The 18,146-nt window shown below is 46.8% G+C and carries 19 protein-coding genes; 6 read left to right on the top strand and 13 right to left on the bottom strand.

Translation table 11 applies throughout. The features are described 5' to 3' along the window. Positions 1-47: 47 nt before the first annotated feature. The 9 genes from NKE59_RS03265 to NKE59_RS03225 all read right to left on the bottom strand — a co-directional run bounded on the left by NKE59_RS03265 (position 48) and on the right by NKE59_RS03225 (position 8,810). On the bottom strand, positions 48-1,463 hold the full coding sequence (locus tag NKE59_RS03265; protein ID WP_353439536.1) for a PucC family protein: 1,416 nt from the start codon (positions 1,461-1,463) through the stop codon (positions 48-50). Between the two features lie 102 nt (positions 1,464-1,565). Then, positions 1,566-1,772: a light-harvesting protein gene (locus NKE59_RS03260; RefSeq protein ID WP_353439535.1), complete on the bottom strand. Its 207-nt coding sequence runs from the start codon at positions 1,770-1,772 to the stop codon at positions 1,566-1,568. Between the two features lie 12 nt (positions 1,773-1,784). Next, positions 1,785-1,937: a light-harvesting antenna LH1, beta subunit gene (gene pufB / locus NKE59_RS03255; RefSeq protein ID WP_108508170.1), complete on the bottom strand. Its 153-nt coding sequence runs from the start codon at positions 1,935-1,937 to the stop codon at positions 1,785-1,787. Between the two features lie 271 nt (positions 1,938-2,208). Beyond that, positions 2,209-2,607 (bottom strand): VOC family protein, encoded by a 399-nt coding sequence (locus NKE59_RS03250; RefSeq protein ID WP_353439534.1) that lies wholly within the window; start codon positions 2,605-2,607, stop codon positions 2,209-2,211. Between the two features lie 4 nt (positions 2,608-2,611). After that, positions 2,612-3,190 carry a c-type cytochrome gene (locus NKE59_RS03245; RefSeq protein ID WP_353439533.1) on the bottom strand — a complete coding sequence of 193 codons (579 nt, stop codon included), beginning with the start codon at positions 3,188-3,190 and terminating at the stop codon, positions 2,612-2,614. 14 nt (positions 3,191-3,204) lie between these two features. Continuing rightward, positions 3,205-4,479: a PQQ-dependent sugar dehydrogenase gene (locus tag NKE59_RS03240; RefSeq protein ID WP_353439532.1), complete on the bottom strand. Its 1,275-nt coding sequence runs from the start codon at positions 4,477-4,479 to the stop codon at positions 3,205-3,207. A gap of 145 nt (positions 4,480-4,624) precedes the next feature. Continuing rightward, positions 4,625-6,772, bottom strand: coding sequence for a TonB-dependent receptor (locus NKE59_RS03235; RefSeq protein WP_353439531.1), 2,148 nt, complete (start codon positions 6,770-6,772; stop codon positions 4,625-4,627). Between the two features lie 213 nt (positions 6,773-6,985). Then, complete coding sequence (locus tag NKE59_RS03230) at positions 6,986-8,185, bottom strand: NAD(P)/FAD-dependent oxidoreductase (RefSeq protein WP_353439529.1); 1,200 nt, start codon at positions 8,183-8,185, stop codon at positions 6,986-6,988. Positions 8,186-8,303: 118 nt separating this feature from the next. Continuing rightward, on the bottom strand, positions 8,304-8,810 hold the full coding sequence (locus NKE59_RS03225) for an HPP family protein (RefSeq protein ID WP_353439528.1): 507 nt from the start codon (positions 8,808-8,810) through the stop codon (positions 8,304-8,306). A gap of 69 nt (positions 8,811-8,879) precedes the next feature. Between NKE59_RS03225 and NKE59_RS03220 the strand changes: the two genes are divergently transcribed. From NKE59_RS03220 to NKE59_RS03205, 4 genes are read left to right on the top strand one after another with little or no spacing between them, the layout of a single operon-like run. Beyond that, positions 8,880-9,764, top strand: a complete 885-nt coding sequence (locus NKE59_RS03220) for a lipid A biosynthesis acyltransferase (protein WP_353439527.1) — start codon at positions 8,880-8,882, stop codon at positions 9,762-9,764. Between the two features lie 32 nt (positions 9,765-9,796). Beyond that, complete coding sequence (gene pcaD, locus NKE59_RS03215) at positions 9,797-10,588, top strand: 3-oxoadipate enol-lactonase (RefSeq protein WP_353439526.1); 792 nt, start codon at positions 9,797-9,799, stop codon at positions 10,586-10,588. A gap of 41 nt (positions 10,589-10,629) precedes the next feature. After that, the gene (locus NKE59_RS03210; protein ID WP_353439525.1) at positions 10,630-11,616 is read left to right on the top strand and encodes a tripartite tricarboxylate transporter substrate binding protein; all 987 of its coding nucleotides are present in this window, start codon (positions 10,630-10,632) and stop codon (positions 11,614-11,616) included. Further along, positions 11,585-12,490 carry an amidohydrolase family protein gene (locus NKE59_RS03205; protein ID WP_353439524.1) on the top strand — a complete coding sequence of 302 codons (906 nt, stop codon included), beginning with the start codon at positions 11,585-11,587 and terminating at the stop codon, positions 12,488-12,490. Before NKE59_RS03210 ends, NKE59_RS03205 begins: the two co-directional genes overlap by 32 nt. 52 nt (positions 12,491-12,542) lie before the next feature. Here the strand turns inward: NKE59_RS03205 and NKE59_RS03200 are convergent, their stop codons facing one another. After that, complete coding sequence (locus NKE59_RS03200) at positions 12,543-13,121, bottom strand: urate hydroxylase PuuD (protein ID WP_353439523.1); 579 nt, start codon at positions 13,119-13,121, stop codon at positions 12,543-12,545. Positions 13,122-13,222: 101 nt separating this feature from the next. Between NKE59_RS03200 and NKE59_RS03195 the strand changes: the two genes are divergently transcribed. Next, the gene (locus NKE59_RS03195; RefSeq protein ID WP_353439521.1) at positions 13,223-14,140 is read left to right on the top strand and encodes a hydroxymethylglutaryl-CoA lyase; all 918 of its coding nucleotides are present in this window, start codon (positions 13,223-13,225) and stop codon (positions 14,138-14,140) included. 1 nt (position 14,141) lies between these two features. Here NKE59_RS03195 and NKE59_RS03190 read toward each other — a convergent pair whose 3' ends face one another. Together NKE59_RS03190 and NKE59_RS03185 are read right to left on the bottom strand one after the other, a co-directional pair. Further along, positions 14,142-14,876, bottom strand: coding sequence for an enoyl-CoA hydratase/isomerase family protein (locus tag NKE59_RS03190; RefSeq protein ID WP_353439519.1), 735 nt, complete (start codon positions 14,874-14,876; stop codon positions 14,142-14,144). A gap of 2 nt (positions 14,877-14,878) precedes the next feature. Beyond that, positions 14,879-16,039: a CoA transferase gene (locus tag NKE59_RS03185; protein ID WP_353439518.1), complete on the bottom strand. Its 1,161-nt coding sequence runs from the start codon at positions 16,037-16,039 to the stop codon at positions 14,879-14,881. Between the two features lie 138 nt (positions 16,040-16,177). Here NKE59_RS03185 and NKE59_RS03180 point away from each other — a divergent pair, with 138 nt between their 5' ends. After that, the gene (locus tag NKE59_RS03180; RefSeq protein ID WP_353439517.1) at positions 16,178-16,804 is read left to right on the top strand and encodes a cysteine dioxygenase; all 627 of its coding nucleotides are present in this window, start codon (positions 16,178-16,180) and stop codon (positions 16,802-16,804) included. Here NKE59_RS03180 and NKE59_RS03175 read toward each other — a convergent pair. Then, positions 16,801-18,129: an NAD(P)/FAD-dependent oxidoreductase gene (locus NKE59_RS03175; protein WP_353439515.1), complete on the bottom strand. Its 1,329-nt coding sequence runs from the start codon at positions 18,127-18,129 to the stop codon at positions 16,801-16,803. The genes NKE59_RS03180 and NKE59_RS03175 overlap by 4 nt on opposite strands. Positions 18,130-18,146 lie beyond the last annotated feature (17 nt).

Raw genomic sequence — 18,146 nt, 5'->3', positions numbered from 1 at the left:
ATCCTGCAGCCATATCACTCTCCTCTTCACGGTTGATTAATACTCTTCTAACTCGTCTGTAATTTACGCACTGGTAACTTGCTTTTGATCAGAGGCGCCATCGCAATGATGGTTGCCATTAATAAAATCATTTCAATTAAATACACTGCAACATAGCCGGTGCTAGGATCAGCCAAGCTCTCTCCCAAGCTATTTCGCATGGCAAAGTAGTTCACAATGTCCCGAATAATTCCTCCGAGCGCTACTGCCACTCCGGCGCCGGTTGCCTGTACTGCGCCCCACGCTCCCAATGCCAATCCACGTTGCTCTGGAGGTGCAAGGTTCATGGTTGCAGTGAGCGTGCCATGACCAAAGAGACCGCCCCCAAAGCCGATTAAGAAAACTCCGAAACTAAATAGGTAGGCTGAGGCCATCGGCGCAGCAACAATCACAGCCATAAATGCGGGAAGGCCTACCATCGCCCCAATACTGGCCATCCGAAATGGATCAGCCCCTTTGCTCAAAATATGCGACGCTAATGCAAAACCAAAGAGCCCGCCACATGCTAAAGCAGCCGTCAGGTAGGTAGTAGAACTAACGCTCAATTTCAATATCTCGCCACCATAAGGCTCAAGCAAGACATCTTCCATCGTAAACGCCATCGTACCGAGTCCTACCGCCAATAAACGACGTAGGGCATGTTCACCTTGGCAAAAAAGATCCCACGATTGCTTAAAGGTCGGTTGATCTGGATTCTTAAAGCGTCTGCTGCGATCTCGTGATTCTTGCTTCCAGAGCGCAATCACATTCAAGATCATGGTGGTGATAGCACATCCCTGAATCACTTGAATCAAACGTCCTGGGGTAAATTCTTCAAGGACCGCCCCAAAGATAAACGCACTCACAATCATTCCTAGTAGGAGCATCACGTACATGAGTCCCACCACTTTGGGTTGCGATTCTTGTGGTGCTAAGTCCGTAGCGAGTGCAAGGCCCACGGTCTGGGTAATATGAACTCCAGCACCCACCAGCAAGAACGCCAAGGCCGCAGAGGCTTGTCCAATCCATGCTGGCGCACTTGCTGATTGACCGCCGCCCGATAGAACCAATAATGCAAATGGCATGATCGCTAACCCACCAAATTGCACTAAGGTTCCCATCCACATATAGGGAACCCGACGCCATCCCAGTTCCGAACGATGCGTATCCGAACGAAACCCAATTAAGGCCCGAAATGGGGCAAACACAAGGGGCAAGGAGACCATCACAGCCACGAGGGATGCAGGTACACCAAGCTCAACAATCATGACCCGATTTAAGGTCCCAATCAGTAGCACCAAAACCATGCCAACTGAAACCTGAAAGAGTGAAAGTCGGAGCAGTCGAGAAAGCGGTAAATCAGGAGTGGCGGCGTCCGCAAAAGGTAAAAACCTTGGACCTAAGTTGGCCCACGATTGCACAAGTTTTTGACTAAGGCGTTTCATAATTGAATCTCACCATCAGCATAATCTGTTGTCAAGACTCCGTCTCTAAAAGTAAAAAGTCCGAGACCCGCCGACCTCGGACTAGTGAAAAATTAAAGTACTTTACTTCTTCGCTGCAGGTGCCGCCGGTGCCGCTGATGCTGATGCTGAAGCTGTTGCTGCAGCATTGCCGTTCAAGAATGCTTTAACCCACGTTGTATTGTTGAGAATCATTGTATGAACAGCGAATGAGCCAACTGCGCAAGCGCCCAAAAATAATGGGATGCCTACTGAAGGCTTTACTACACACCACATTTTTCCGTAAATCATTTTTTTATCTCCTTATTTCAGCCAGGGCGAATAAATATACGCAAGTAAATGGGCAAGAGCTGCGATCATGCCAAAAAACTGCGTGCCTTGGATCAGATTACGGTGTAACTCCTCAGATTCGGCCTCAGTTAAGCCTGTAGGCCATACCTTATTTGGGTCTGACATAGTTTTCTCCCTTTGAAAGACACCCTACTTCTCGTGCTCAACCCGCACGCGGGTTTTATGGCACTCTCTGCCACAAAAATCTTAATAACCTTTATTTTCTAGGTGTAATTCTAAATTTACATAAATATTTGTCAATAAAAATATACATATCTAAGCTCTTTAAATAGATTTTTTATGGTCTTTTAATAAAATACCTATATAAATCAGTGAATTAATGAAATAAAAAAAGCCTCCAAGTGGAGGCTTTTGAGAGCTAAAAATGGGATTTTTGCTAGATGTATTCCGCCACTTCGACCAAATTTCCATCCGGATCCCGGAAATAAACTGACCGAATCGGGCCTAAAGCACCCCGCCTTTGAACGGGTCCTGTATCAATTGGAACCCCAATTTTTTTCAGATGGACTATGAACTCGTCCAAAGGAACTTTAGAGATTAAGCAAAAATCGCCTGCGCCGATGGTGGGCACCCTGGCTTTTGTAGGTGTTTCTGTTTGTTTATCTTGTAAATTGATTTTGTATTGCCCAAACAAGAGTGCATAACGGGGTTGTCCTTCCGGGCCCTTAAAGAACTCGCGCTCAAATCCAAGAGTCTTCTCATAAAACAGGGTGGTTTTCTCGATATCCGTGACGGTGAGTACTAAGTGGTCAACGCGATCAATGAATGCAGTCATAGGTTTACTTTAATTGTGAGAGGTAATGTGCAATGGCTTTTAGATCATCATCACTCATGCCATATAGAGATGCCGCCATGATTGTATCTCTGCCTGTAGCCTGGTTAGAGCGAAACTGTCGCATGCTATACAAGAGATAATCTTCACGCTGAGCCGCAATCCGAGGCATCTGATCTCTACCAACGTAGTTGGGTAAATGGCAAGTACCACACAGCGCTTCCTTTGAAATGACTTGACCCTTTTCAAATAAGGCGGGATTGCGTGGTCCTGCTTGCGATATGGCTGGGCTATTGGTGTAAAACTTGGCGATCGCAACAATTGTGGCATCGCTTAATCCATCTAGCTGTCCTTTCATAGCAGGGATGTCGCGCATACCCTCTCGGATCATCACCATCTGGTTTTCTAAAAACGTCTTGGGCTGTCCCGCCAAGGATGGGGTGCCTACAATCTTGGAATTACCATCAAGGCCATGACAAGCGCCGCATACCTGAATCTTTGCGCTAATATCCTGCGCAAACGAAAGCGACGTTGCGCTGGAACAAATAAGTCCTAGTGCTAACGTCGCGATTCGTAAATACTGCACTTCAATACTGCGAATTACTTCGCTGCTACTTGCTGCTTTTTATAGGTCACTCGATAAATTGCGCCCAACTGCTCATCCGATACCAACATTGAGCCGTCAGGCATCTGCAGTAGGTAAGCTGGACGACCCCAGAAGGATTGATCGGCTGGGTTCATAAATCCGGTAATAAATGGTACGGTTTTGGCATTTTTGCCATCTGCGCTTGCCTTAACCATCACAACATCAAAACCAATCTTTTGATTACGGTTCCATGAACCTTTGCGTGCAATAAAGGCAGCATTTTTATATTCAGGAGGGAACATATTGCCGGTATAGAACTTAAGACCCATCACTGCAGTATGTGGGCCCATCAAGGCAACAGGTTGTTCAACGCCTGCGCATGGATTGGCCTTCTTCACAACATCATCGGGCATATTACCTTCATGGCAATGAGGGAAGCCGTAGTTCAATCCGGTTTTTTGCATCCGACTCAAGGTGTCATTCGGCTTATCGTCACCCATCCAATCGCGTCCATGATTTGTAAACCAGAGTTGCTTAGTGGTGGGATGCCAATCAAAACCAACGGTATTGCGCACTCCGGTTGCTAACACTTCCATACCCGATCCATCTGGGTTATAGCGACGAATCTGGGCATACTCGGGGGTTGGCAACTCGCAAATGTTGCAAGGCGCTCCAAATGGAACATACAACTTCCCATCAGGTCCAAATGCAATGTACTTCCAGTTATGGTGTTGCTCGGGTGGCAGATTAAATTTAGCTGTTAGGTCTACTGGTGCCACGCTTGGATTTTTTTCAATCCCGTCGTAACGCAGAACCTTATTAATAGACATCACATATAAAGAGCCATTCTTAAATGCAACGCCAGCGGGCTGAACTAATTTATCAACTACTACACGGCTGGTTCGCTCTTTACCGTTGTCGCTCAACTCATAGACACGTCCAATCGCACGGGTGCCAATGTAAATTTTGCCGTTATCTCCGCGCGCCATCGCACGAGCACCAGGCATGCCGGTTGCCCAAACCTCAATCTTGAAGCCTGGGGGTAATTTCAGCTTATCAATTGGAATTTCACTAACAGGGGTAACCGTCATTTTTCCAGGCAAAGGAGCTAACTTGGAATTGGCCATATCAGGGCCCATACCCTGCTTCCATGCTGGTGCTGGTGCCGCTGCTACAGGAGCTGGGGCAGCCTCAGCTTTGGGAGGCGGTGCAGTCGCACAGCCTTGCAGAATCATCAGTGATGAGGCGAGTGTCGAAAGTGTTGCTACTGAAATCAGTCGCTGGTTCATGGTTATATCCCTTCTTTTTCTAATTACTTTTATTCCAATTGCAGATTCTCTAATTTAATCCCTTTTGAGCGTAATGGATATAGTTCTGAATTAGGGTTTTGCCTTAGATAGGTCTCGACAATTTGCCCTGAGAACCATTTTTTTCCTACTTAAACTGATAGCTCGCCTTAGCGCCAATCATCCAATTTCGGGTTGGGGCTGGCTCATACGAACGAAGGAAAAATTGATTCACAATCACTGAACCAACATAAGAGCGATCAAACACATTGTTGAGCCTAAAGAATTGTGAAAAAGACCAGCCGCCAGCAATTTCTTGACGCACTACTCCGCGAATATTCATCACTGCATAACCTGGTGCCTTATATTGAGTATTCAGATCATTAGCGTCCATTGCCCCATTCGCCCGCGCTTCAATAGCGGCTTCTACTGACTTATTGGGCTTGACCCAGAGTAACTCTGCGAATAAGCCCTGATTGGGAACCCCTGGAATCCGATTACCACTTGCAACGGTATTGAATGTTGACAAATTGGTAGAGTTTGTAAGGTACGACTCCTTTACCGTTGCTCTCAACCACGTATATGCCAAGTTAGTTTCAAAGTTATAAGGTAACTTAAACTGCGCACCACCCTCCACACCTTGACGATTTGTCTTTGGAGCATTTGTGAATGAATTTCTCCCTGCATTTGATGCACCAATAACAATATCATTTGCAGTATCCGCATTAAATACTGCAATATTGGTTTTGATGAAGGGCGATAATCTTGATTTAAAACCTAGCTCTACTTGCTTCGTTTTGGCGGCTAAAAGCCCGAAATTAGAACACGAAGACGTACAACTAGAACCATTAACTGCTCCATTAGCACTATAAAAGACTTGATTTAATGTCGGGGTATCAAAACTTGAGCCATACGATACATATACATTAGACATCTCGTTTAAGTAATACTGCAACGATGCCATATAAGTCATAGCCCTAAATTCAGTTGAGCCTGTATTTAGATTTATGGAGTTATTCGTTGTTGAGCTCAAATTGGTTTGAGAGTTTCTGATTCCTGCATTAAAAGCGAAGCGCTCTGAAAACCGAAAATCGGCTTGCAGATATTGATCGAAATTCTTGGCATTCATAGCATAATCTTGTGAGGCGGTGCTGCTATACACTGCAGTGCCCCCACTATTGGTATACGTTCGGCGACGATCGTCGTTCTCATTCATGTCAATGCCAGTCACCATAGTCAACGGAATATCAAAAAATTTATTTTGATGGACCCATTTACTATCCATGCCATAAAAAGAACGAACTAAATCAATCACTCCAGATCCTGCTGTAGCGGAAGTCAAATACTGAAGGACATGACGCTGACCCAAGTAAGGGGAGAATAAAAAATTATTGTTTGCGTTAATACGAAAATCGATCGATGCGCCGACTTGCGTTTGATCGACTGATTTGCGAGAATTTTGCGATACAGCGCTTGTACCAGCCTGCTTGGGATTTGCAATTAACTGGCTCTCGGTTAATCCGGTAGGATCTTGCGCTTTAAGGCTCACGTTATTTGCGATCAGGGTTATCCTAGTATCGGGACCCCCCATAAAACTGAGTTTTGCATTGGCATTACGTCTATCAGCAGCACTTTGATCTCGATATCCATTGGTATGGAATTGCCCGGCATCAATTACGTAACCAAGCTCATCAGATTTACCACTTGCTTTTAGTCCAGCTCTACGTTGTCCATAGGAACCAACTTCGAAGTAGGGTTGCACCTCGGTCTTGGGGCCACCATCTTGGGTAAATACACGAATCACGCCACCCGATGAATTACCGTAAAGCACAGAGAATGGGCCTCGCATTACCTCAATGCGATCAGTGGATGGCAAATCTATATGGGATATCTGACCCTGTCCATCGGCAACAGTTCCCGGAATATTATCAACAATAAGTCGGATACCGCGCGTACCAAAGGTCGAGTTTGCCCCAAAACCACGAGATGATATTTGTAGGTCTTGTGCGTAGTTCTGGCGATTGAGGGCAAAAATGCCGGGTACTCGGTTTAATGGCTCAGAAAGATTGTCTCTAGCTTGTCCATTTTGAATCTGATTTATGGTTACTAGATTAATGGAGGCAGCAGTATCCATAATTTTCTGCTCATATCCACTGGCTGAGACCACAATCTCATCCAGTGGTGGAGCTTCATACTCAGGCTTGTTTGCAAGTGCTAGTTCTATAAAAACGCTTCCTATCAAAAGGGTTAGCGCCTCTTTGCGAAAAGCAAGAATTCTGGAATTATTTTTTAACATAACAAACAACTAATTATTAGTAATAGTTGCAAGCCAACCACCACCCCTAGGAGTATATAGATCAAAGCAATTAACAATGACGATAGATCTTCATTTGCTAAATTGCCGACATCAATACTAAGCTCTAACTGCGGGATTGGTAATAGAGAAACTATATGGTCTAGTTTGGTTTTTCCAATGGAGTGAAATGCAATTGAATATGTGAAATATCACTTAATTAACGAGTGCCTGCGCGCACACATAGGCCGAGGACCAAGCCCATTGGAAATTATGGCCACCGAGATGACCTGTAACGTCCACGCATTCGCCAATAAAGAATAAATTTGGATGCTGTTTGGACATCATAGTTTTACCATCCAAAGCCTTAGTATCGACACCGCCTAACATCACCTCGGCTTTTTTCCAACCCAGTGTACCGGCGGGTTTGGCTTCAGTATGCTTAAGGTAGTTTCTCAGGCGCTCGCGATCCTTTTTTGAGATTTCCGCCCAATTGCGCTGACTCATATCAAATTGCTCTGCAATGAGCTTGGCAAAGCGCTGGGGCAAAAGATCTGCCAATAAAGAATCCACCGATCGTGTATTTGCATCAAGGCTTGTGAATAGTTCTGCATCATCTTTTTTGCCAAGCCAATTAATATGAATCGACTCCCCTTCCATCCAATAACTACTCGCTTGCAATACGGCTGGGCCAGACAGCCCTTTGTGCGTCAGTAATAAATCCTCTTCAAACTGATATGTGCCATAACGCTTCCCTTTTTGTCCAGACGATATGGTCACCGGAATGCTAATCCCCGACAAATCACTCATCTGCAAAAACTCACCCGCTGTAAATGAGAGGGGAACCAGTGCCGGGCGAACTGGATTGACAGGGATGTCAAATTGTCTTGCTAGATCTAAGGCGTATTCAGTTGCACCAATGGCGGGTACAGGTAAACCGCCTGTCGCAATAACTAAGTGGCGTGTCTGTTGACTGCCTTGGCTTGTTGCTAACTCCCAAACATCCTGACTACGGGTGATGGCTGAGATAGTAACCGGGTTTTGTATCTGAACGCCGCCTTGCTGACATTCAGAGAACAGCATCTGAATGATGTCATTAGCAGACTCATCACAAAATAACTGCCCTTGGTGTTTCTCATGAAAAGGGATGCGATATTGCTTAACAAGATTAATGAAGTCTTGTGAGGAATAGCGAGCCAATGGACTCTTCACAAAATGCGGGTTGAGTGAAAGAAAATGATTGGGTGCACTGTGAAGATTAGTGAAATTACAACGCCCGCCACCGCTAATCCGAATCTTTTCGCCTAAGACGCTCGCATGATCGAGAACCAGAACTTTTTTACCTAATTGCCCAGCAATACCTGCACAAAATAATCCGGCTGCTCCGCCTCCAACAATAATGGCATCCCAAATCACGCCGTGCTTTCCGTCTTTAGGGCAAGATGATTACCGCAGGTGAAGCAATTACGCACATAGTCAATGCTGGCTCGCGATGAATATAAGTCGCTGGCAATACTCATGAATATTCTCATTCCTAGTGCCAGATACCCCACTGGTCGGTTGGCGGTGACTTTTGATTCCAGCTCACGGGATAGCGCACTTGTCCAATCCCCAAACGCGACCATAAATAGGTAGTCAATGCCAAGACCAAGACCCCAGCAAAAACATGAGTCCAAATATCAATAAAACCCGCATGAGAATGGATCATGATTAAAGGATTAGCGCCTGCAGGTGGGTGAACCGTTCTACTCAGAATCAAAGCAGCGATCGTAATCAAAACAGACATCACCATGACCCATGTCGCATCACCAAATAGTTGATAACAAATCACTCCGATCAAAGCAGAAATTAAGTGTCCACCAAAAAGAGCGCGGGGCTGAGTTGGCGGTAAGGCTGTCAGACCAAACAGAAATAAAGTAGATCCGCCCAAGGAGGCTAACAATAGTGTTGAATCTGCTGGGCGCACGACATGCAAGGCCAATACCAAGGCGACACTAGCGCCGGCCAAGACCCAGAGAACCCGTAGGATGGTCTGTTTCACGAAGACAGTGTAAAGCATGGGGGTATTGAGTTCGGGTAGCGGTATATAGTGAGGCTCTTAAGGGTTCATGTGCAAACACTATTTAACTACCTAGCGCTATTACTATTGCGCGTCTTCTCGGCTCTACCCTACTCTTGGATCATATTTACCGGAGACAAGCTCGGTTGGTTGATCGCCCATATTCCGAGCGAACGCAACCGCGTGGTCAATATTAATCTGCGCCTATGTTTTCCAACGCTTTCAGACTCTGAGCGCCATGCATTAGCACTCGATCACTGGCGCCTATTTGCCCGGAGCGTGCTAGAACGTAGCCGGATTTGGCTGGGTAACCCAGCACAAATTGCGGAGATGGTAGAGATCAATTCTGAGATCACTTTAGGAGACCAAAAGCCTCGTATCTTGGTCAATCCACACTTTGTTGGCATTGAAGGCGGTATGGCGCTTTGTGCCCTTTCTGAAAAAATGAATTGGCAGCGCGGTATAACCCTCTATCAAAAAATGAAGAATGCTTTTTTTGATCGTAAGATTATCGAGTGGCGCGGACGCTTTGGGGGTAAGTCCATTCCGAGACAAGGCCATCTCACAGAGACCCTACGTGAGATCAAGAAAGGTAACTTTGTCTTTATTGCGCCCGATATTGATCTTGGCATTAAAGACTCGGTATTTGTGCCCTTCTTTGGCGTTGAGACCAACACCATTACAGCAATCTCGCGCTTGGCCAGCATGACTGGTGCAGAGGTCTGCATCATGAAAACGACCCTGAAGCCAGATCGATCTGGCTATATTTGCCATATTAGTAAACCCCTTACTAATTTCCCGACCAAAGATCCCATTGCAGATACTGCGAGACTCAATCGTTGTTTTGAAGATGAGATCCGCTTACGTCCTGCCGAATACTATTGGGTTCACAAACGCTTCAAGAATCGACCTGCTGGGGAGGCTAAGATTTATTAGTGTCAAAATAGAGTCTTCCTGGAGACCCTACTATGAAAAATCACATTAACGCCAATCAAATCAAGATGGCTTATCAAATCGATGGTCCGGAAAATGGGCCAATAGTCATCATGAGTAATAGCCTCATGTCCAGTTTGGAAATGTGGGATAGTAATATCAGCGCTCTAACCGATCGCTATCGCGTGATTCGGTATGACACCCGCGGTCATGGTCAAACTCAGGTGACTGAAGGTCCATATAGCATTGCCCTACTTGCACAAGATCTAGTTGCCCTCATGGATGCTCTGCAGATAAAACAAGCGCATTTGGTGGGACTCTCGATGGGCGGGATGATCTGCCAATACATTGGTGCTAACTATCCCGATCGCGCTCTTTCCCTAAGCCTTTGCGACACTGCCAGCGAGATGCCCCCACGCAGCTTATGGGAGGAGCGTTTTGCTATCGCCCGCACCAGTGGCATTATGGGTCTCGTCGATGGAACCATAAAGCGCTGGTTTCTGGGTGATTTTATTCAACGCGAGCCTCAACAGATTGAACACGTTAAGCACATGATTTTGGGAACCCCAGTGGATGGTTACCTAGCCTGCGCCAGCGCAGTGCGTGATATGGCTCAGTCCACTATGCTGCTCAAGATCAAAGCGCCCACCATGGTGCTGGTCGGCAAACAAGATCCTGCTTGCACCGTAGACCAAGCGACGGTCTTGCATCGTCTGATACCGCACTCCTCCATGGTGGTCCTTGATCAAGCGGCACACCTTGCCAACATCGAGCAGCCACAGGCATTTAACAAGGCCTTACGGGGATTCTTAGACTCTGTGGCATAGTTAACCCTAGTAAGTTAATCATAAAATCAATAGGAGACAACATGCATATTCCTTTCAATGCGTATCGAATCACTGCGCTCGCATTATTTACTGGGATGCTCTCGTTGCAGCCCCTTTTCGTAAGCGCTCAAGCTAACTATCCAAATAAAACGGTCAAGATGATTGTGCCCCTGACTCCAGGATCAGGCGCTGATATTGCCGGACGTATTGTGGCTAAGAACTTATCAGAGAGCTGGAAGCAGCCTGTGATTATTGAGAATCGCCCTGGCGCCGGTGGCTTGGTGGGCACTGGTGTCGTCGTGAACTCTGATCCAGACGGCTATACACTCTTAGTGCAATCGGCTTCTTATGCAGCGAATCCAGCCATCTATAAGAAATTACCTTATGACCTCAAAAGCCTCAAGGATGTCAACATCTTGGGTACCAGCCCTTATGCATTGGTTGTATCTGCAGAGAGTCCCTACAAATCCATAAAGGACTTGGTCAACGCCGCCAAGAGTAAACCAGAGATTATTCCGTTTGCCAGCGCAGGCGTTGGTAGCTCAACCCACCTTGCGGCTGAGTACTTTAATCAGACCATGGGTATCAAAATGCTCCATGTACCTTTTAAGGGATCCCCTGAAGCTATTCAAGAAACCATTGCGGGACGCACTGCCTATTACATGGCGCCACTACAAACCGCGATTGCTCAAATACAAGGCGGGAAAGTGCGTGCTCTTGGTGTAACTAGTGCGACTCGTGCCGAGGCTGCACCAGAGATCCCGACGATTGCCGAACAGGGTTTTCAAAACTTTGAAATTGGTTTATGGGTTGGCGTATGGGCACCATCAGCCACACCCGCTGGTGTTCTCCAAAAGATTAATACCGACATCAATCGTGCCCTGCAAGATTCTGATGTGAAGTCTGCCTACGCAAAGGCCGGAATCACCATCAAACCAATGAGCTTGGCTGAGACGGAAAAGTTTGTCCGCAGTGAGATCATTAAGTACACCAAGATTGCTAAAGACGCTGGAATCGAACCCCAATAATCCCCCACTGTGCCAAGCACCAGACCAGGCCCTCAAAAAACCTGGTCTTGTTCTAGATGAACATGCTTGTGATTGCCATGCTCATATTTGTGGGCCAGCAGCGCTTTACCCTTACTCCTCAAAAAGAATTTACACCCCTCCCGATGCGCTATTACCGCAGTATCGGGCCTTATTAAATCATTTGGGCATTGAGAGGGCCGTACTCGTTCAGCCTAGTATTTATGCGGATGACAATCGCGCCCTCTTGGCAGCCCTCAAAGAAGATCCTCTTCACTTACGGGGTATTGCTGTTGTGGATTGGGAGATCTCAGAACAGGATTTAGAAAAGATGCATCACGCAGGTATTCGTGGGGTGCGTTGCAATATTGTTGATCTCGCTGAGGCAAAAGGTGTACTACCGATTATGAAGCTTCGTTATCTTGCCGATAAGATTGCACCACTCGGTTGGCATATTGAGTTCTTAATGCACGTTAATGAATTCCCAGCTCTTGATCAAACCCTCAGAAACTTTCCGGTGCCAGTCGTGCTTGGTCATCTAGGCTATCTTAAAACTAGTCTTGGTGTTAATGATCCTGGCTTTCAGGGTCTTTTATCACTGATGCGCGAGGAACGCGCCTGGGTCAAGCTAACCGGACCCTACCGAATCTCTTCGCAAGATCGTCCGCCCTATTCCGATACCAATCCATTTGCCCATGCACTCTTGGATGCAAATTCGCACCAAGTTGTTTGGGGCACTGACTGGCCCCATGTCATGGTGAATAGTTTTATGCCAAACGATGCCGATCTATTGGATCTACTCAATACGTGGGTTCCAGAACCTGCGTTACGCAAGCAGGTACTGAGTACTAATCCCGCTCGGCTCTATCAGTTCTAAGCTGGAAAAGAAAAAGCCCGCTATTGCGGGCTTTTACTAATGCGGTTCTGTATTACAGACCCATATTTTGCTGCGCCACCATGAGGTAAAGCATGGGGATCGATAGGATTGTATTAATCCGTGAGGTCAACATTGCGGTACGAGCAGATTTTGCTTTTAGTTCAGCGTCCACGACCACAATACCTAGGGCACGCTTTTGATTAGGCCAAATAATGAACCAGACATTAAATGCCATGATCAGCGCAATCCACATACCCAAGCCAATCGCTAAGAATGGTTGTTGTAAGGTAAAGGCTTTGTGCGCATAACCATTCAGAATCGCTAAGATAATTCCGGTGAGAACGGTTGCCATGGCAGCGAAACGGAACCAGAACAACGCAGTTGGGGCAATGACTTTACCAATCGCTGGTTTTTGCTCATCGGGGATCTTTGGCATGGATGGAATTTGTACGAAATTGAAATACCATAACAAACCAATCCACATTACTCCTGAGAGCACATGAAGGTAGCGGAATAAAAAGGCAACCCAACCTGGACTTCCCACATTGGAGCCAAATAAAACCACAATTAATAGAGTCAGGACAAAGCCTGCCAGCACTGTACGGCCAAGAGAGGTCAAGATTGACGACATGTATATCTCCTAAATAGGTACAAAACCTTGCAACTATAAACCATCTGCCCTATGTTTGCCTTGATGGACATCCCCTTTCTGAAAGGTTTAAGATTATTCCCATGCAAAGACTCTATATTCAAGAGGTGGTCACTCGCGACGGCTTTCAGGCTGAAAGCAACTTCATACCTACCGAAGACAAGGTTCAGCTTCTCAACCGCCTTAGTCGTGCCGGATACGCCAAAATTGAAGTGACCTCCTTTACTAGCCCTAAGGCGATCCCCATGCTCGCCGATGCAGAAGAGGTGATGAGCAAGATTGAGCGCGTACCAGGTGTGGAGTACACCGTTTTGATTCCAAACCTTAAAGGTGCTGAGCGCGCCCTTCGAGTCGGTGTTGATGAATTCAACTTAGTGATGTCTGTGAGTGAGACCCATAATCAATCGAATCTTCGCATGACGCGCGCAGATTCTGTAACAGCACTGGGTGATGTTATTCGTCTAGCGCATGATGCTAAGGTAGCGGTCAATGTCTCTCTGTCCACCAGTTTTGGTTGCCCCATGAGTGGCATGACCCCACTATCTGAGCTAATGCACTGGATTGATCATTTTGCCAATGAAGGGGTGCGTGGCATCAGTATCTGCGATACCACCGGCATGGCAAACCCGCAGCATGTCAAGGAAGTTTGCGAACAGGCGCAGTCTAAATATCCAGCGATGGAATGGACTTTGCATTTTCATAATACGCGGGGCATGGGTTTAGCGAATGCTTTAGCGGCTGTAGAGGTTGGTATCAATCGCTTTGATTCTTCCTTGGGAGGACTTGGTGGTTGCCCTTATGCCCCAGGAGCAACGGGCAATGTCTGTACCGAAGAGCTCGTGCATATGTTTGATCTAATGGGCTACAACACCAATATCAATTTAGATCTCTTATTGGAATGTTCTGCTCAACTCCGTGATCTGGTTGGCAGAGCGCTACCTAGCCAACTCTTGTTGGCAGGTAAAGTAGATCGTATCTATGAAACGGTTTGCCAAAGCTAGTTTATTTCTTGGCCGCTTGCACTTTTGCTAAATACTCGGCAATCCGATGTTTGATATCAGGAACTGAACCCGATTGCACGAGATCGTATAAATCGACTGCGCGAGTATCCCGTTTGCATGCATGAAGAGCCATCGCTCTAGCATCCGGAGGAATCTCCAAAATATGCTCGAGTATCTGAGCTTCATAGGCATGCCAATCGGTTGCCTCAAGCACTGCGGTCAAGATACCAAACTCTTTTGCCTGATGGGCATCAATCCGTCTGGGGTTCCCAATTAACTGCTGTGCGCGATCTGAACCTACAGATTCAGCAAGGCGACGTGAGCCAAGGATTAATCCAAAACGCGCCCCTGGGAACATCATGCGCATATCCTCAGAGCCGACACGATGGCGGCAAGCTAAGAGGAGGTCAGCGCCAGCACCAATGGTTTGACCATGTGCAAACGCCATCGTATCAAACGGTGCATGCGCAATCGCTTGCAGCATTTGTTCAATACGTACGAAATGTAAGAGTAGATCGCCTGCGCTAGCATCATCCAAGTTCGAGAAATCAAAGCCTGCACAGAAGCCCTGCCCTGCTCCCTTAAGAATCAATAGTCGGGTGCCATCAAGTTCAGACTCTTTGCTTACCTGAAGAAGCTCATTAGCGAGCTCATAACTAATGGCATTTCGTTTCTCGGGACGATTAAGCGTAACGCGTTTGATATGCCCAGAATGCTCTACCTGAATTGTGTTCATCTTTACCCCACTAACTCGTCATTATGCTCACCCAAGCGGGGTGGTCGCTTTGCAATATCTGCATTCTTACCATTGAACTTCACTGGGCTCACTACGGTCTTCGTTTGATGACCATTCGCCATTTCTAGGGGCTGCACCCATTCCATAGCAACTGTCTGGGGATCGCTTAAAACGGCAGAGTACTGGTTGATGGGGCAGCACGGTACCCCTGCTTTACTAAATGCCTCAATCCAATAGGCAGCAGTATTGGTTTGCAAGATTAGTTCTATCAAGTCTTTTAAAGCAACTTGATTTTTTGCACGCAGTGCGGTTGTACTAAAGCGCTCATCGCGTAAGAGCGCATCACTTTTTAGAATATGGCAAACACTTTCCCACAGGGCTTGGGTACCAGCCGCCATCACTAGATAATCATCATTTGCTTTGAAGGCTTGATAAGGTGCATTACGCGGATGGGCCGATCCCAGCTTGACAGGATCCTTGCCAACACCAAAATACTCTGAAGTTTGTAAAGCAGCGATGGCGAGCGATGTTCCCATCATTGGCACATCAATATGAACCCCCTGTCCAGTAAGCTGCACATGGCACAATTGCGCGCAGATACTCATTGCGCCATATAAGCCCGCCGTGAAATCGGCTACCGGTACACCACACTTCACTGGCGCACCGCCCGCCTCACCGGTCACACTCATGATGCCACTCATTGCTTGGATCGTGACATCAAAGCCGCCTTCATTGGCCCTTGGTCCTGTTTGTCCGTATGCCGAGATTGAGCAATAAATAAGCTTGGGATTAAGTTTCAAGGCCGAGTCAAAATCCAGACCCAAGCGCTTCATTACTCCAGGGCGGTTGTTCTCAATCAGGACATCGGCTTTTGCAATGAGCTCCTTCGCTTTCGCATTGTCTTTGGGATTTTTAAGATCTAAAGTAATCGAACGCTTATTCCGATTGAGCGAGGCAAAGTTTTCACTGAGACGATCGTTCTCAGGACCGGTATGGGGTGGCCAAGCTCTGAGAGTATCACCTGCTCCAGGGCTCTCAAGTTTAATAACATCCGCTCCTAGGTCCCCCATCAGCATTCCACAAAAGGGGCCTGCAGCAACATTGCAAATCTCGATGACACAAACGCCATGGAGTGGGCTTAATACAGATGCAGTTGTCGGCATGTTCGGGAGCATTCTATTTAATGGAATGCTTTATTCTAACGATCTTAGTAAAGCATCTAAGATTTAGGCTCCGTTCAACATACCACTCTACGATTTAATGGATAATAGAACGTACTATTTATAAAGTTCTTAGAGAATATGTCTACTCATTTACCCACTGATTCGATTGCACCATTACGGCATTTTGTGACCCAAATGACCCACTTAATTGGTCAATCTCTTGAGGAGTCTTTTGTGCGGCCCAAAGCTAAAGTGCTTCTTAAAGAGCTGATTGCGTCGGATGACTGGTTACCAGAGTTTTGCACCGTGCCACACCCACAGTTCTACCAACAATATTTACTCTATGCCGATCCACTGGAGCGATTTTCGGTGGTTAGTTTCGTATGGGGTCCGGGACAAGCGACCCCGATTCATGATCATATGGTGTGGGGTCTGATTGGGATGCTACGTGGTTCAGAAACAGGGCAACGCTATGAACGCGATGCCGATGGGTCATTAAAGCCCGTAGGCCATGAAGAAGCCTTAATGCCTGGCGATATTGACGAGGTTAGCCCAACGATTGGCGATATTCATATTGTGAAGAATGCCTTTGCCGATAAAACCTCGATTAGCATTCATGTATACGGTGGCAATATTGGTGGTGTGAAGCGTCACGTTTACGACCCTAGCTCTGGAGCAATCAAAAACTTTGTTTCAGGCTATTCCTCTATGCAAGTACCAAACCTTTGGGATCGATCCGCTGAGATTCGTGCGCAACTGAGTTAATGCAATTTAACGTGTGGTTCTGTGCGACGCGTAATCATCCGCGCCAGAGTATCAAGACTAACCTTTGCCCAGCCATGCAACGCTAGTTCGTGCATCTTATATAAAGAGAGATACATTAGCTTAGCAAAGCTACCCTCAATCATGAGGTTGCCGCCAATGAGACCGCCCATCATACTGCCCACGGTACTGTATTTACCGAGTGACACGAGAGAACCAAAATCGCGATAGCGATAAATCTTCAGTGCTTTATTGGCCATGCGTAACTGAATTTGTTTAAAGAGATGCGAGGCCTGTTGATGAGCAGCTTGAGCACGGGGTGGCACAAAACCACCCTTCCCATCATTGGCCTCAGGCCATGGGCACGCAGCGCAATCTCCCATGGCAAAAATATTAGGGTCCCTACTGGTTTGCAAGGTTGGCAAAACCACTAGCTGATTAATACGGTTGGTTTCTAAACCCGCAATATCTTTTAAGAAATCCGGGGCCTTCACACCCGCGGCCCACACAATTAACTCAGCAGGTAAGCTGCTGCCATCTGCAAAGTGGACTTCATTAGGCACAACCTCAGCAACTTTCTTATTCGTAATGACCTCAACACCCATGCGCTCTAGCAATGCCGTAGTAGCAAGCGATAGACGTAGCGGTAAGGCTGGGAGAATACGCGGAGCTGCCTCAATCACACTCACTTTTAGATCTTTATTGGGGTCCACGCGGTCTAAGCCATATGAGACCACCTCACGCGTCGTGCGATATAACTCCGCAGCGAGCTCTACTCCAGTTGCTCCGGCACCAATAATGGCAACATGCAATTGATCTGGTGTTAAGGAACTCGTTTGTGCCTGCGCCCGAATAATGGCATTGAGCATTTTGGTATGAAAATGCTTGGCATCATTTTGCGACTCCAAGCGAAGGGCAAATTGTTCTACGCCGGGCGTTGCAAAATCATTACTCAGACTACCAATTGAAAGAATCAATGTGTCGTACGGGACGGTACGTTGTGGCGTAATCTCAATTCCCTGATCATCACAATAAGGAGCGACCAACACCTCTTGACGCTCACGATCAAGACCAATCATCTCGCCAATCCGGTATGTGAAATGATGCCAATGGGCTTGAGCGATATAGTCCACTTCATGATCACCCAGATCCATACTGCCCGCAGCAATCTCATGCAGTTTTGGTTTCCAAATGTGGGTTCGATTCTTATCAATTAGCGTAATCGATAGCTCTCCTGTTCGTCCTTTGCGCGGGCCATAACGATCACCCAAGCGAGTTGCTAACTCCAGACCACCAGCACCGCCACCCACAATCACTATTCGATGCATAAATTTACCTTCTTCTT

The sequence above is a fragment of the Polynucleobacter sp. UK-FUSCHL-C3 genome (assembly GCF_040409815.1).
Lineage (GTDB): Bacteria > Pseudomonadota > Gammaproteobacteria > Burkholderiales > Burkholderiaceae > Polynucleobacter.
This window is presented reverse-complemented; position numbering and strand designations above follow the sequence as displayed.

Excerpts from the sequence above, each read along its gene's own strand:
- NKE59_RS03265 (WP_353439536.1), bottom strand. The coding sequence starts at position 1,463 with ATGAAACGCCTTAGTCAAAAACTTGTGCAATCGTGGGCCAACTTAGGT.
- NKE59_RS03260 (WP_353439535.1), bottom strand. The coding sequence starts at position 1,772 with ATGATTTACGGAAAAATGTGGTGTGTAGTAAAGCCTTCAGTAGGCATC.
- pufB (WP_108508170.1), bottom strand. The coding sequence starts at position 1,937 with ATGTCAGACCCAAATAAGGTATGGCCTACAGGCTTAACTGAGGCCGAA.
- NKE59_RS03250 (WP_353439534.1), bottom strand. The coding sequence starts at position 2,607 with ATGACTGCATTCATTGATCGCGTTGACCACTTAGTACTCACCGTCACG.
- NKE59_RS03240 (WP_353439532.1), bottom strand. The coding sequence starts at position 4,479 with ATGAACCAGCGACTGATTTCAGTAGCAACACTTTCGACACTCGCCTCA.
- NKE59_RS03235 (WP_353439531.1), bottom strand. The coding sequence starts at position 6,772 with ATGTTAAAAAATAATTCCAGAATTCTTGCTTTTCGCAAAGAGGCGCTA.
- pcaD (WP_353439526.1), top strand. The coding sequence starts at position 9,797 with ATGAAAAATCACATTAACGCCAATCAAATCAAGATGGCTTATCAAATC.
- NKE59_RS03210 (WP_353439525.1), top strand. The coding sequence starts at position 10,630 with ATGCATATTCCTTTCAATGCGTATCGAATCACTGCGCTCGCATTATTT.
- NKE59_RS03200 (WP_353439523.1), bottom strand. The coding sequence starts at position 13,121 with ATGTCGTCAATCTTGACCTCTCTTGGCCGTACAGTGCTGGCAGGCTTT.
- NKE59_RS03195 (WP_353439521.1), top strand. The coding sequence starts at position 13,223 with ATGCAAAGACTCTATATTCAAGAGGTGGTCACTCGCGACGGCTTTCAG.
- NKE59_RS03190 (WP_353439519.1), bottom strand. The coding sequence starts at position 14,876 with ATGAACACAATTCAGGTAGAGCATTCTGGGCATATCAAACGCGTTACG.
- NKE59_RS03185 (WP_353439518.1), bottom strand. The coding sequence starts at position 16,039 with ATGCCGACAACTGCATCTGTATTAAGCCCACTCCATGGCGTTTGTGTC.
- NKE59_RS03180 (WP_353439517.1), top strand. The coding sequence starts at position 16,178 with ATGTCTACTCATTTACCCACTGATTCGATTGCACCATTACGGCATTTT.
- NKE59_RS03175 (WP_353439515.1), bottom strand. The coding sequence starts at position 18,129 with ATGCATCGAATAGTGATTGTGGGTGGCGGTGCTGGTGGTCTGGAGTTA.